This is a genomic window from Agromyces mangrovi, assembly GCF_030296695.1.
Taxonomy (GTDB): domain Bacteria; phylum Actinomycetota; class Actinomycetes; order Actinomycetales; family Microbacteriaceae; genus Agromyces; species Agromyces mangrovi.
Genome location: NZ_AP027737.1, coordinates 2,911,672 through 2,925,115 on the forward strand (window position 1 = coordinate 2,911,672; position 13,444 = coordinate 2,925,115).

The following is a 13,444-nucleotide window of genomic DNA, read 5'->3' on the forward strand; positions in this document are numbered from 1 at the left end:
GCTGGCCGCCATGGTCGAGGAGGCCCGGATGCGGCGGGGGCGGGTCGCGACCCCGCGCGGTCGGATCGGGGCCGTCCTCGGCGGACGCGTCGCGGCCTGGACGGGCTTCGCGGCGGTGCACGCCGGCCTCATCGCGGTCGGTCTGCACGTGCCGGGCAGCGTCTTCCACGACGTCTCGGCGGTCTACCTCGACTGGGTGCAGCGTGCGGTCGACGGCGCCGGGGTCGTCGGCATCGACCTCCCGTGGGTCTACCCGATCCTCGCGATCGTGCCGATCGGCATCGCGTTCGCATTCGGGCCCGAGCACTACCTCGCGACCTGGTTCGCCCTGGTGATCGCGCTCGACACGGCGGCGTTCGCAGTGCTGCTCGGGCGACGGCGCCTGTCGCCCACCCGGCGCGTCGCGGCGTGGTGGTGGCTGGGGCTCCTCGCGCTGCTCGGTCCGGTCGCGCTGGGGCGGCTCGACGCCATCACGGCACCCGTCGCGATCGTCGCGCTGCTGCTGGCTGCGCGGCACGCCCGCGTCGCGGCGCTGCTGCTGACGATCGGCGCCTGGATCAAGGTGTGGCCGGCGGCGCTCGGCCTCGCGCTGGTCACCGCCTCGCGACGGCGGCTCGAGGTGGTGCTCGTCGCCCTCGCCGGTTCGGCCGCGGTGATCGTGGCGAGCCTCGTGGCCGGCGGCGCGGGCGCGGTGCTGGGCTTCCTCGGGGAGCAGGACGCGCGCGGCCTGCAGGTCGAGGCGCCCGCTGCCGTGCCCTGGCTCTGGGCCATCGCGCTGGGCTCGACCGCGTCGAAGGTCGCCTACGACCACGAGATCCTCACGTTCCAGGTGTCGGGCCCGGGCACCGACGTCGTCGCCGGCCTGCTCACCCCGCTCATGGCCGTCGCGCTGGCCGCGGTCGTCGCGGTCGGCGTCGTCGCCGTGCGCCGCGGTGCGCCGTTCGGTGCGCTGCTGCCGCCGCTGTCGCTCGCGCTGGTGTGCGTGCTGCTCGTGTGCAACAAGGTCGGCTCGCCGCAGTTCGTCACGTGGCTCGTCGCGCCCGTGGTGCTCGGCCTGTGCCTGCGGCCCGCCCGCTTCGCGGTGCCGGCGCTCCTCGTCGCGGCGATCGCGGGGTGCACGCAGGTGCTCTACCCGGTGCTGTACGACCGATTGCTCGCAGCCGATCCGGCGTTCGTGCTCGTGCTGACCGTCAAGGTGCTGCTCGAGCTCGCGGTGCTGGGCTGGTCGGTGCGCGCCGTGTGGAAGAGTGGGACGCGGAGACGGGAGGTCGCCTGATGCTGGTCGCATTCTCGGTCGCGCCGAGTGGGACGGGGCGCGCAGACGGGTCGGTGCACGACGCGGTCGCGGCGGCCGTGAAGGTCGTTCGCGAGTCTGGCCTGCCGAACCGCACGTCGTCGATGTTCACGGAGCTCGAGGGCGAGTGGGACGAGGTGTTCGACGTGGTCCGTCGGGCCACCGAGGCGGTCGCGCCGTTCGGCTCGCGCGTCTCGCTCGTGCTGAAGGCCGACATCCGTCCCGGCTGGGCCGGCGAACTCGACGGGAAGGTCGAGCGCCTGGAGCAGGCGATCTCGGACGCCGGATAGGGTGCCGGCGCGTCGCGGGCCCGATGCCCCGCACGGGCTTGTCGAATCGATTCGATCCGTCGTAGACTCGCGCAGGTGACCCCCGCTGCGCCGGGGCCCGCGACCTGGTCGCCGGCCCGCATCCGACTCGCCCTGCTCGCCCTCGCGATGGGCGGCTTCGGCATCGGCGCGACCGAGTTCGTCGCCATGGGCCTGCTCCCCGAACTCGCCGCCGACCTCCTGCCCGCGCTCAACGCGAGCGCCCCGGAGGAGGCCATCGCCCAGGCCGGCTGGCTGATCTCGGCGTACGCGCTGGGCGTCGTCGTGGGCGCCCCGACGATCGCCGCCGCGGCCGCCCGCTGGCCGCGCAAGCAGCTGCTGCTCTGGCTCGTCGCCGCGTTCACGTTCGGCACGGTCGCGTCCGCGCTGCTGCCCACCTTCGAGCTCGTGCTCGTCGCCCGGTTCCTCTCCGCCGTGCCGCACGGCGCGTACTTCGGCATCGCCTCGCTCGTGGCCGCGAGCCTCATGGGCCCCGGCAAGCGGGCGCGGGGCGTCGCGCTCGTGCTCTCGGGCCTCACGATCGCGAACGTGGTCGGCGTGCCCGCCATCACCTGGCTCGGCCAGCAGACCACGTGGCGCGTCGCATACCTCGCGGTGGCCGCGATCTTCGCGCTCACGTTCGTCGCGATCGCCCTGGTCGTGCCGTGGCAGCCGGGCGACGCGTCGGCGTCGATCCGCCGCGAGCTCGGCGCGTTCCGTCGCGTGCAGGTCTGGCTGGCGCTCGGCATCGGCTCGATCGGGTTCGGCGGGTTCTTCGCGATGTACACGTACATCGCGCCGCTCGCCACCGAGGTCGCGGGCCTGCCCGCGGCATCCGTGCCCCTCGTGCTCATGGTCGTCGGCGTCGGCATGACGATCGGCAACCTGCTCGGCGGCTGGAGCGCCGACCGCAGCGTGCGACGGTCGCTGCGCGGCTACTTCATCGCACTCGCCGTGGCGCTCGCCGCCCTCGGGCTCGTCGCCTCGTGGCCGCCCGGGCTGATCGTCGGCGCCCTCGTCGTCGGTGCGGCCGCGGCCGCGCTCTCCCCGGTCATCCAGGCGCGGCTCATGGACGTCGCCGGTGACAGCCAGTCGATCGCGGCGGCGCTCAACCACTCCGCGCTGAACCTCGGCAACAGCCTCGGCGCGGCGGCGGGCGGTGCCGCCATCGCCGCCGGCCTCGGCTTCGTCTCGCCGATCTGGATCGGCCTGGGCTTCACGGTCGCCGGGCTCGGGCTCACCGCCGCGACCATCGCGGTCGACCGCTCCCGCCAGCGCAACGGCCAGGTGCTGTCGTACGCGACCGGCGCGGTCACGGTCGCGAACGACGCCTGATCACGGCAGGGGCCGACCAGCGACGGGTCGGGCGGCTCAGTCGCCCTGGAGCAGGATGCCGTCGGCGATGGCGCGCTTGCGCAGCGCGACCTTCGTGCCCACGTCGTAGCCCGCGAGCCGGTACTTCTCGCGGATGCGCTTGAGGTAGCTCTTGGCGGTCTCCTCCGAGATGCCGAGCTTGAACGCGACCGCCTTGACGGGCTCGCCGGCCCCGTACAGCGCCATGACGCGTCGCTCCTGCGCCGACAGGCGCGGGCCCTCGTGGTCGTCGGTCAGCGCGGGCTCGAGCTCGGCTGAGATGAACGACTGGCCCGCCTGCGCGGCGCGGATCGCGTCGACGATCGTCTCGACCGGCTCGTTCTTCACGATGTAGCCCAGCGCGCCCGCGTGCAGCGCCTCGCGGACGACCGCAGGGTCTGAGTAGGCGCTCATGAGGACGGTGCGCACGCCGGCCGTGTTCAGCGTCGAGATCTTCAGCGAGATCGGCAGGTTGTCCTTGAGGTCGAGGTCGAGCAGCACGACGTCGACGGGGAACTCGTGGTGCGCGAGCAGCTCGGGCCACGAGGCGACGGCCGCGCACAGGTCGACGTCGTCGGCGGCACCGGGGATCCAGTCGCTCAGCGCGCCGAGCAGCATCCGGTGGTCGTCGACGACGGCCAGGCGGATCGTCTCGGCTTCAGGCATCGGTGCTCCTCTCGTGGAGATTCATCGTACGAGACCGACGTCACCCGTATCGGCCCGATTCTCCACCGCGCAGTCGATCGTGATCGTTCTGACACCGTTCGCGACGCTCGACTCGAACGGCCCGACGATACCCGCAGCTTCCCACGTCGACGGGTCGGTGCGCCCGCGGGGCACGCCGTGCGCGGCGATCGAGACGGGGAAGGCGGTGCGGCGCGGATGCATCGGATCGTGCGGTCTCGCGGGCCCGAGCCGCACCGTGACCGGGATCGCCGCCGACCGCGAACGGTCGCTCACGAGCAGCCACAGCACGAGCAGGAGCGCGTCGCGCTGGCCCTGCGCGAGCGCGCCGGCCAGCCCGTCGGGGTCGTGCACGTCGACCGCGTCGGCGAGGAACTCCGACTCCGCGACCGCGTGCTTCAGCCACGTGTCGGAGCGGCCCTCCATGAGCCGCATCCGCAGCCGGGTCGCGAGCGAGCCCGCGGTGGCAGCGAGGTCGCGGGTGAGCGGCAGCGGCACCCGGCCGGCGCCCACGTCGGCGAGCAGCCGCTCGGCGTCGTCGTCGAGGCGCGCGAGTTCCTCGGAGGCGAACATGCCGACCGCGCGCGTCGACGTGCCGACGGTGCTCTGCACGAGCACCAGGTCGAGTTCGAACCGCACGATGCGGCGCAGGCCCGACGACGCGAGCGCGGTCACCACGACCGGCAGCACGGCCGTGCCCGCGTTCGCGACGCCCACCACGGCCTGCACGCCCGCCTGCTCCGTCTGTGCGACCGCGCAGACGGCGAGGACCGCTCCGACCGTGCTGCCGAGCGCGACGGCGAAGCGCGGGTCGCGGAGCACGGCGACGGGCATCAGCAGGGCGCCGATCGCGGGCGCCGCGGTGGGCGTGACCCCGAGGTACAGCGCGCCCTGCGTGCCCATCAGGTCGAGCACGACCACCGCGAGCGCGACCGCGAGCATCACCGCCGGTGCGATCCACCGCGTGCGCACCAGCGCGAGGACGGCCCACGACGCGGCCGTGCCGGCGAAGAGCACCGCCCACGCCCACGCCGAGGCCGACGCGTCGGGGTAGAACGGCACGAGCACCGCGAAGTGCAGCACGTGCATGGTCACGAGCAGCAGCGCGGCGACGAGCAGGCCGCCGGCGAGCCGGCCGCCGCCGATGCCCTCGAGGGCGGCGTCCGCGGCGCGCGCGGAGCGCGACGGGCGGCGGAACCCGCGCCCGGCGGGGCGCGCGCGGTCGGCGACGGCGGCGTGTCGGCTCACGGCTTCGGCACCTCCAGCATCACGGTCGTGCCCGATCCGGGGAGGAGAACAGGCGCACGCGTCCGCCCACGGCGTGCAGTCGGCCGACGACCGACTCGGCGAAGCCCAGGCGCTCCGGGTCGACCGCGGCGACGTCGAAGCCGACGCCGGCGTCGGTGACCATCGCGCGCACGGTGGTGGCGTCGTCGGTGACCGTCACGTCGGCCTCGACGACGCCCGAGTGCCGGCGCACGTTCTCGAGGCACTCGGCCATGGCGCCGAGCAGCGCGTCGAGCGTCTCGCGCGGCAGCAGCACCTGCCCGGTGCCGTGCCAGTGCACGTCGAGCCCCATGCGCCCGAACCGCTGCTTGACCGACTCGAGCGTCGCGCCGAGCGCCTCGTCGTCGTCGGGCGGCTCGGGGGTGAAGAACGTGCTCGCCGCCTGGCTGGACGCGGTGGCGTCGAGCCGCAGCTGGCGCAGCAGCCGGGCATCCTCCTCGCCTGCCCGCGCAGCGTGTCGGGCGCGACGCCCACGCCCGCGTGCGCGAGCAGGCTGAGCGTGGCGAGCACGGTGTCGTGCAGCAGCCGCGCGTCCTGCCGCTGCCGCGCCTCGAGCTCGCTCGCGAGCCGTTCGGCGCGGTGCGCGCCGCCCACCTCGTCGATGCGCGAGACCGCGACCGCCACCGCGCGCTCGATCCAGAGCGCGATCGCGATGGTGCCGAGCCAGGTGAGCGACATCGTCAGCATGGCGAGTCCCGGCATGCCGCCCGGTCGGAACGACGCGGCCGTGCCGAGGCTGATCGAGACGGCCGCGAGCAGCCCGAGCGGGATGCGCAGCCGGGGTCGGACGACCATGATGAACGAGACGGATGCCGCCGAGACGCCCGACAGCAGCACGATCGCCGTCGCCGTGGACGGGTGCAGGCGGCCCGAGACGAGGGCGATCGCGACCACGGCGGCACCGGCGGATGCCACGACGGCCACGCTCGAGCCCACCGCGTCGCGGCCCGTGGCGAGGCCCACGGCCGCCGCGACGGCGAGGCAGCCGAGCATGCCCCACGCGAGCGACCCCGGGGTGCTGCCCGTCGGCACCATGAGGCAGAGCAGTGCGCCGAGTGCACCGGTCATGCCGGTCACGCGCGCCAGTCGCCGCAGCAGCCGGTCGCGCTCCTTGAGGATGCGTTTCATCCGCCCTCCGCAGCTCCCGCAGGTGCAACGATAGCGCGCGGCCGGTGCCGCACCCGGTCAGGCCTCGAGCAGGTCCCGGATCGCCCGGCCCACGGCGGCCGACTCGATCAGGAACGCGTCGTGGCCGAACTCGGAGTCGAGCACCAGGAGCTCGGTGTCGTCGCCGGCGAGGCCGGCCGCGATCTCCTCCTGCCCCTCGAGCGGGAAGTAGCGGTCGCTGCGGATGCCGAGCACGAGCGCCCGGGCCTGCACGCGCTCGAGCGCGCGAGCCGTGCCGCCGCGGCCGCGGCCGATGTCGTGCGAGTTCATCGCCTCGGTGAGGGCGATGTAGCTGTTCGCGTCGAACCGGCGGGTGAACTTGTTGCCGTGGAAGTCGAGGTACGACTCCACGGCGAAGCGGCCGCCGTCGCCCATGGGGCTGCGCCCGCTCTGCCACGACCGCTGGAAGCGGTCGTTCAGCTCGGTCGCCGAGCGGTAGTTGAGCAGCGCCATGCGCCGCGCGAGCGCGAGGCCCCGCGTCGGCCCGTCGCCGTCGTCGGCGTCGTAGTAGTCGCCGGCCCGGAACTGCGCGTCGGTGCGGATCGCCTCGATCTGCACGGTGTTCAGCGCGATCTGGTCGGCGGTCGCGACCGGCGGTGCCGCGAGCACGCCGACCGCGGCCACGCGCTCGGGCAGCTCGATCGCCCACTCGAGCGCGTGCATGCCGCCCATCGAGCCGCCGAGCGCGGCGGCCCAGCGGTCGATGCCGATCGCGTCGGCGAAGGCCGCCTGGGCGCGCACCTGGTCGCGGATCGTCAGGTACGGGAAGCGCGCGCCCCACTCGGCGCCGTCGGGCGCGAACGACGCCGGGCCGGTCGAGCCCTGGCAGCCGCCGAGCACGTTGGGCGCGATGACGAACCAGCGGTCGGTGTCGATCGGCTTGCCCGGACCCACGATGTCGGGCCACCAGCCCGCGCTGGCGTGGCCCGGACCGGCGGCGCCGACCACGTGGCTGTCGCCCGTGAGCGCATGCAGCACGAGCACGGCGTTGTCGCGCTCGGGTGACAGCGTGCCCCACGTCTCGTAGGCGATGCGCACCGACGGCAGCTCGCCGCCCGACTCGAGCGGCAGCGCGCCGATCGCGGCGAACGACCGCTCGCCGACGGGGTCGCCCTCGCGCCACGCGCCGGTCGCGGGCGGCTTGCCGAGCAGCGAGCGGGCCTGGGCCTCGGTGACGAAGCTTGAGGGCACCACGTCCGCGGTCGTCTGCCAGTCCATGGGTCCATTCTCGCCCGCGCCGACGACCGCGCCGGCACTGTTACGCGCCGGCGAGGGCACGGATGCCCCGGGGCCGGCGCGCGGCCCCGGGGCATCCGCTCCTGTGCACCCCTGCTCAGGCTCGGAGCGACTCCGTGACGCGCTTCGCCGCGGCGAGGCCCGCCTCGAGGTCGGCCTTCAGGTCCTCGACGTTCTCGATGCCCACCGAGAGGCGCACGAGGCCCGGCGTGACGCCGGTCGTGAGCTGCTGCTCGGGGGTGAGCTGCGAGTGCGTGGTCGACGCCGGGTGGATCACGAGCGACCGCACGTCGCCGATGTTGGCGAGGTGGCTGAACAGCTGGAGCTCGTCGACGAGCGTGCGGCCGGCGTCGACGCCGCCCTTGAGCTCGAACGACAGCACCGCGCCGACGCCCTTCGGGGCGTACTTGTTCGCCGCGGCGTACCACGGGCTCGACGGCAGGCCGGCGTAGCTGACGCTGGCCACCTCGGGGTGCGAGTCGAGCCACTCGGCGATCTCCTGGGCGTTCTGCACGTGGCGCTCGATGCGCAGGCTCAGCGTCTCGATGCCCTGGATGAGCTGGAACGCGTTGTTCGGCGAGATGGCCGCGCCGAGGTCGCGCAGCAGCTGCACGCGCGCCTTGATGACGAACGCCAGCGCGTCGCCGACCGCGGCGGTGTAGCTCGCGCCGTGGTACGACGGGTCGGGCTCGGTCAGGCCGGGGAATCTGTCGACGTGCTCCGACCACGGGAACGACCCGCCGTCGACGATGATGCCGCCGACGACCGTGCCGTGGCCGCCGAGGAACTTCGTCGCCGAGTGGATGACGATGTCGGCACCGTGCTCGAACGGGCGGATGAGGTAGGGCGTCGCGATCGTGTTGTCGACGATGAGCGGCAGGTCGTGCTCGTGCGCGACACCGGCGACGAGCTCGATGTCGAGCACGTTGATCTTCGGGTTGCCGATGGTCTCGGCGAAGAAGAGCTTCGTGTTCGGGCGCACCGCGCGGCGCCACTCCTCGGGGTCGTCCTGGTTCTCGACGAACGTGGTCTCGATGCCGAGCTTGGCGAGCGTGTACTTGAACAGGTTGTAGGTGCCGCCGTAGATCGAGCTCGACGAGACGATGTGGTCGCCCGCCTGCGCGATGTTCAGCACCGCGAACGTCTCCGCCGCCTGGCCCGAGGCGACGAGGAGGGCGCCGGTGCCCCCTTCGAGCGCGGCGACGCGCTCCTCGACGACGGCCTGGGTCGGGTTCATGATGCGCGTGTAGATGTTGCCGAACTCGGCCAGGGCGAACAGGTTCTGCGCGTGCTGGGCGCTGTCGAACACGTACGACGTGGTCTGGTAGATCGGCGTCGCGCGCGCGTGGGTGGTGGGGTCGGGCGCCGCGCCCGAGTGCACCTGCTTGGTCTCGAACCGCCAGTCCGCGGGCTGCTCGCTCATGATGGTCTCCTGTTGTCGCGATCGGGGCGCGAGTCGATCCCGGCCCCCGCTCGGCAGCCTAGGCACGCGGTGGGGCACCCACAACGGATGCCGCAACACGCCGTAACCGCGACGGGCTCAGGTGCGCGCGGGCGGGCCCTGGCCGCGTGGCGCGTCGTCGATGTCGGGCAGCACGATCGTGCCGGTCGCGGTCTGCGGCTCGGGGCGGAAGAGCCAGCGGGCCCGCGGCGACACGAGGGGCCGGAACAGGCGCACGACGAGCGGCTGCGACAGCAGGATCGACACGCCCACGCAGAAGACGATCATCACGGCCAGCGCCCACCACGGTTGCTCGCCCGCGAGCATGTCCGACTCGCGGATGGGGTAGAGCACGAAGCTGTGCAGCAGGTAGATCGTCATGGTCGCCTGCCCGTAGGGCGTGAACCAGTGCGCGCCGCGCGGCATGAGCGTGAGGAACGCCACCGCCATGAGCATCGCCGAACCGAGCAGCACGAGCCGGATCAGGCCCGACCAGGGCTCGTCGTACCCGATGGCCATGTACGAGTCGTCGTAGAGCATGAAGCGGCGCAGGCCGATGTCGCGCCAGGTGTCGATGGCCAGCGGCATGACGGCGAGCACCACGGCGAAGAGCGCGATCGCGCCGGCGCGCCAGCGCCAGACCACGCCGGGCCGCAGGTCGAGCCAGCGATCGGTGATCTGCCATTGCCGCAGCTTCCAGCCGAAGACGAAGAACGGCAGCATGCCGAAGGTGCGGGTGAGGGCGAGCGTGGAGTCGATCGCCTCGGTGTAGCCGGCGCCGATCGAGATGACGATCGCGATGAGCAGCGGGTAGCGCAGCAGCACCAGGTAGGGCAGGGCGATGCGCCACATCGCGAGCGCGAGCAGGAACCACAGCGTCCACGACGCGGTCGTGTAGTCGAGCGAGAACGATCCGGTGGTGAACCAGCGGATCACGGTCCAGATGGTCTCGAAGACGAGGTACGGGAAGACCACGTCGGTGAGGATCACCCGCAGCGCCCGGGCATTCGGCGGGCCCGACTTGGTGAAGTACCCGGAGACGACGACGAACACCGCGACGTGGAACGAGTAGATGAACAGGTAGACGCTGTACGCGGCGTCGTCCTCGGCGATGAGCGGCAGGATGCCGTGGCCGACGACCACGAGCGTGACCGCGATCCAGCGCGCGTTGTCCCACATCGGCACCCGCCGCTTGCCGCGCGGGCGGGGCGGCGACGGGTCGGCGGGACGGGGCGACGACGGGTCGGGTGCGGGCATGCAGACATTCTGCCCCTCGAACGGGGGCGTGACAGCATCGCGGCGGCTCCTTCGGCAGAATGTCGGGCATGGATGCGCGACGGACGACGACCCCGCGGCGAGGCGACCGGTGAGCCCGATGCAGGCGCCACGCGACGAGGACATCGCCCGCAGGCTCCGCTGGGAGCGGGTGATGACCTGGCCCCTGCTCGTGCTGGGCGCGGCGTTCATCGTCGCGTACTCGGTGCTGATCCTCGACGAGGGCGACCTGGGCCCGGAGTGGCGGAACGCGATGCTACTGACCGCGGCGGTCACCTGGGTGGCGTTCGGCGTCGACTACGTCGTACGCCTCGTCGTCACCCCGATGCGCTGGCGCTGGCACTTCGTCACGCACAGCGTCATCGACCTGCTCTCGGTGCTCATCCCGCTCTTCCGCGCATTCCGCGTCATGCACCTGCTCCGGGAGATCCCGTACTTCCGCCTGAAGACCGGCAACGCCGTGCGCGCCCGGATCGTCGCGTACATGGTGGGGTACGCGGCCCTGTTCGTGTACTTCATCGCGCTGGCGACCCTGCAGGCCGAGCGGGACGCGCCCGGTGCGACGATCACCGACTTCGGACTCGCCATGTGGTGGGCCGTCGTGACCATCGCGACGGTCGGGTACGGGGACACCTACCCGGTCACCTTGGGGGACGCCTCTACGCGACCGGGCTCATGATCGGCGGCATCGCGATCGTCGGCGCCGCCTCGGCGACGATGATCTCGCTCATCTCCGAGAAGATCGGCATCTCGCTGCACCGCGACATCCGCGACGACGACGTCGACGACTAGCCTGAACGGCATGGGAATCGACCACGACGCAGGCACCGACGACATCCGCCGCGAGATCCTCGAGTGGGACGACTTCGCGACCGCCTCCCGCGATCTCGCGGCCGACGTGCTCGGCAGCGGGTTCCGCCCCGACGTGGTGATCGCGATCGCCCGCGGCGGACTGCTGCTGGCCGGGGCGGTCGCCTACGCGCTCGGCACCAAGAACTGCGGCTCGATCAACGTCGAGTTCTACACCGGCGTCGACGCCCGCCTGCCCGAGCCGATCGTGAGCGGGCCCATGCTCGATGCCCCCGCCCTCGCCGGCAAGCGCGTGCTGCTGGTCGACGACGTCTCCGACTCGGGTCGCACCCTGAAGAAGGTCGTCGGCATGATCACGGATGCGGGTGCCGACGTGCGCACCGCGACCCTCTACGTCAAGTCGCAGACCGTGCTCGTGCCCGACTACACGTACCGCGCGACCGACGACTGGATCGTCTTCCCGTGGTCGGCCCTCCCGCCCGTCGCGGCGGCGGCCGCGGAGGTCGCCTCGTGAGCGTGCACCTCGTCGGCGGCGGCTGGACCCCCGCGCACCAGCCGGACGTGTTCCGCGGCTTCATCGCGGAGGCCGCCGAGCGGGCGGCCGCGGAGGGCGCGCCCGAGCCGGTCGTGGCACTGTTGCTGCTCGACCCGCACGGTCGCCAGGAGAACCCGTACCTCGACTACTACCGCGGCGCGATCGCGGCGGGCGGCGGCGCCGACGTGCGCGTGACGGGCGTCTCGGAGGTCGACGGCGAGTTCGCACCGGCCGCGCTCGCGGGCGCGCACGGCGTGCTGGTCGGCGGCGGCCCGACGCCCGGCTACCGCCGTGCGGTCGAGCCGATCGCGGGGGAGCTGCGTCGGCTCGTGGCATCCGGCTCGCCCTACCTCGGCTTCTCGGCGGGCGCGGCGATCGCGGCCGACACCGCGCTCCTCGGCGGCTGGCGCATCGGCGGCGTGCCGGTGTGCCAGGAGGACGCGGGGGAGGACCTCGACGAGGTCACCGTCGAGCCCGGCATCGGCCTGGTCGACCTCACCGTCGAGGTGCACGCCGCGCAGTGGGGCACGCTCGCGCGGCTGATCGCCGCGACCGAGGCAGGCCTGGTGCCCGGCGGCGTCGCGATCGACGAGGACACGGCGCTCATCGTCGGCGACACCGTGCGCGTGGCGGGCGGCGGCAGCGTCTGGCGCGTCGAGGCGACCGACCGCGGGGTGCTCGTCACGACCCTGGGCGCCTGAGGTGGCGCGCACGCTCGACGAGCTCGCCGCCGACGGGCTGATCGACGCGGGCTGGGCCGAGGCGCTCCAGCCGGTCGCCGGCCGCATCGCCGCGATGGGCGACTTCCTGCGCGCCGAGACCGCCGAGGGCCGCGGCTACCTGCCCGCGGGCGACCGCGTGCTGCGGGCGTTCCAGCGACCGCTCGACGACGTGCGCGTGCTCATCGTCGGCCAGGACCCGTACCCCACCCCGGGGCATCCGATCGGCCTGTCCTTCGCGGTCGAGGAGCACGTGCGACCGGTGCCGCGCAGCCTGCAGAACATCTACCGCGAGCTGCGCGACGACCTCGGCGTCGCGACCCCCGAGCACGGCGACCTGACGGCCTGGGCCGACTCCGGCGTCATGCTCCTGAACCGCGTGCTCACGGTGCGGCCCGGCACGCCCGCGTCGCACCGCGGGAAGGGCTGGGAGGAGGTCACCGAGCACGCGATCCGCACGCTCGCGGCGCGTGGCACTCCACTCGTCGCGATCCTCTGGGGGCGCGATGCGGCGAGCCTCGCGCCCATGCTCGGCGACGTGCCGTCGATCGAGTCCGCCCACCCGAGCCCGCTGTCGGCGTCGCGCGGGTTCTTCGCCTCGCGGCCGTTCAGCCGGGCGAACGCGCTGCTCGTCGAGCAGGGCGGCACGGGCGTCGACTGGGCGCTGGTGTGAACAGTCCGCGCCCGGGCGGCGCCCGCGACTAGTCTGGCGTCATGCTCGAGGAGGAATACCAGCAGCGCCGCCAGCTGCCGCGGCACCTGCGCAAGCCGCCCCCGCGGGAGGCGCCCTTCGAGTACACGATCCGCGAGGCGCGGGCGGAGGACCTGCCCGCCGTGCGCGAGATCTACAACTACTACGTCACCAACTCCACGGTCACGTTCGACGAGGACCGCATGACGATGCGCGAGTGGAAGCAGAAGTTCGCCTACCTGCAGAAGCTCGACATGCCGTTCATCGTGGCCCAGTCGCCGTCGGGCCAGCTGCTCGGCTACGCGCTCGTCTCACCGTGGAAGCAGAAGCGCGCCTACCGGTACACGGTCGAGAACTCGATCTACCTCGGGCCCGCCGCGACCGGCAAGGGCCTCGGCAAGGCGCTGCTCGGCGAGCTGATCGACCGGTCGAAGGCGGCCGGGCTGAAGGAGATGCTCGCGGTCATCGCCGACCAGGGCGCCGCCGCGTCGATCCGCCTGCACCGGAAGTTCGGCTTCCGCGAGATCGGCCGCATGGGCCGGGTCGGCTTCAAGTTCGACCGCTGGCTCGGCACGGTGCTGCTGCAGCTGTCGCTGAAGTGAGCGGATGCCCCGGGGCGCGCGTCGCCGGCGGGGCATCCGCCC

At 73.1% G+C, this 13,444-nt stretch carries 15 protein-coding genes; 8 read left to right on the plus strand and 7 right to left on the minus strand.

Going from position 1 to position 13,444, the window contains the following annotated elements:
* Positions 1-10 precede the first annotated feature (10 nt).
* The 3 genes from QUE38_RS13830 (at position 11) to QUE38_RS13840 (ending at position 2,937) form a co-directional block, all read left to right on the plus strand.
* Positions 11-1,276, plus strand: a complete 1,266-nt coding sequence (locus tag QUE38_RS13830; protein ID WP_286308842.1) for a hypothetical protein — start codon at positions 11-13, stop codon at positions 1,274-1,276.
* On the plus strand, positions 1,276-1,584 hold the full coding sequence (locus tag QUE38_RS13835; RefSeq protein ID WP_286308843.1) for a thiamine-binding protein: 309 nt from the start codon (positions 1,276-1,278) through the stop codon (positions 1,582-1,584). Before QUE38_RS13830 ends, QUE38_RS13835 begins: the two co-directional genes overlap by 1 nt.
* Positions 1,585-1,659: 75 nt before the next feature.
* Positions 1,660-2,937 carry an MFS transporter gene (locus QUE38_RS13840; protein WP_286308844.1) on the plus strand — a complete coding sequence of 426 codons (1,278 nt, stop codon included), beginning with the start codon at positions 1,660-1,662 and terminating at the stop codon, positions 2,935-2,937.
* Positions 2,938-2,973: 36 nt separating this feature from the next.
* On the opposite strand, the gene QUE38_RS13845 is transcribed toward QUE38_RS13840, so the two are convergent.
* From QUE38_RS13845 to QUE38_RS13875, 7 genes are all read right to left on the minus strand, one after another.
* Positions 2,974-3,621, minus strand: a complete 648-nt coding sequence (locus QUE38_RS13845) for a DNA-binding response regulator (RefSeq protein ID WP_286308845.1) — start codon at positions 3,619-3,621, stop codon at positions 2,974-2,976.
* A gap of 21 nt (positions 3,622-3,642) precedes the next feature.
* Positions 3,643-4,887, minus strand: a complete 1,245-nt coding sequence (locus QUE38_RS13850) for a hypothetical protein (RefSeq protein WP_286308846.1) — start codon at positions 4,885-4,887, stop codon at positions 3,643-3,645.
* A 19-nt stretch (positions 4,888-4,906) separates the two neighbouring features.
* Positions 4,907-5,140: a sensor histidine kinase gene (locus QUE38_RS13855; RefSeq protein ID WP_286308847.1), complete on the minus strand. Its 234-nt coding sequence runs from the start codon at positions 5,138-5,140 to the stop codon at positions 4,907-4,909.
* Positions 5,083-6,054 (minus strand): hypothetical protein, encoded by a 972-nt coding sequence (locus QUE38_RS13860; protein ID WP_286308848.1) that lies wholly within the window; start codon positions 6,052-6,054, stop codon positions 5,083-5,085. The genes QUE38_RS13855 and QUE38_RS13860 overlap by 58 nt, the downstream gene beginning before the upstream one ends.
* 57 nt (positions 6,055-6,111) lie before the next feature.
* On the minus strand, positions 6,112-7,311 hold the full coding sequence (gene metX / locus QUE38_RS13865) for a homoserine O-acetyltransferase MetX (protein WP_286308849.1): 1,200 nt from the start codon (positions 7,309-7,311) through the stop codon (positions 6,112-6,114).
* A gap of 115 nt (positions 7,312-7,426) precedes the next feature.
* Positions 7,427-8,752 (minus strand): bifunctional o-acetylhomoserine/o-acetylserine sulfhydrylase, encoded by a 1,326-nt coding sequence (locus tag QUE38_RS13870; protein ID WP_286308850.1) that lies wholly within the window; start codon positions 8,750-8,752, stop codon positions 7,427-7,429.
* 117 nt (positions 8,753-8,869) lie between these two features.
* Positions 8,870-10,027, minus strand: coding sequence for an acyltransferase family protein (locus tag QUE38_RS13875; protein WP_286308851.1), 1,158 nt, complete (start codon positions 10,025-10,027; stop codon positions 8,870-8,872).
* 172 nt (positions 10,028-10,199) lie between these two features.
* Here QUE38_RS13875 and QUE38_RS13880 point away from each other — a divergent pair, with 172 nt between their 5' ends.
* The 5 genes from QUE38_RS13880 to QUE38_RS13900 all read left to right on the plus strand — a co-directional run bounded on the left by QUE38_RS13880 (position 10,200) and on the right by QUE38_RS13900 (position 13,402).
* Positions 10,200-10,724, plus strand: coding sequence for an ion transporter (locus QUE38_RS13880; protein WP_286308852.1), 525 nt, complete (start codon positions 10,200-10,202; stop codon positions 10,722-10,724).
* 123 nt (positions 10,725-10,847) lie between these two features.
* Positions 10,848-11,369: a phosphoribosyltransferase gene (locus QUE38_RS13885; RefSeq protein WP_286308853.1), complete on the plus strand. Its 522-nt coding sequence runs from the start codon at positions 10,848-10,850 to the stop codon at positions 11,367-11,369.
* Positions 11,366-12,091, plus strand: coding sequence for a type 1 glutamine amidotransferase family protein (locus QUE38_RS13890; protein ID WP_286308854.1), 726 nt, complete (start codon positions 11,366-11,368; stop codon positions 12,089-12,091). The genes QUE38_RS13885 and QUE38_RS13890 overlap by 4 nt, the downstream gene beginning before the upstream one ends.
* 1 nt (position 12,092) lies before the next feature.
* Positions 12,093-12,782: a uracil-DNA glycosylase gene (locus QUE38_RS13895; protein ID WP_286308855.1), complete on the plus strand. Its 690-nt coding sequence runs from the start codon at positions 12,093-12,095 to the stop codon at positions 12,780-12,782.
* 41 nt (positions 12,783-12,823) lie between these two features.
* Positions 12,824-13,402 carry a GNAT family N-acetyltransferase gene (locus QUE38_RS13900; protein ID WP_286308856.1) on the plus strand — a complete coding sequence of 193 codons (579 nt, stop codon included), beginning with the start codon at positions 12,824-12,826 and terminating at the stop codon, positions 13,400-13,402.
* The last annotated feature ends 42 nt before the right edge of the window (positions 13,403-13,444 follow it).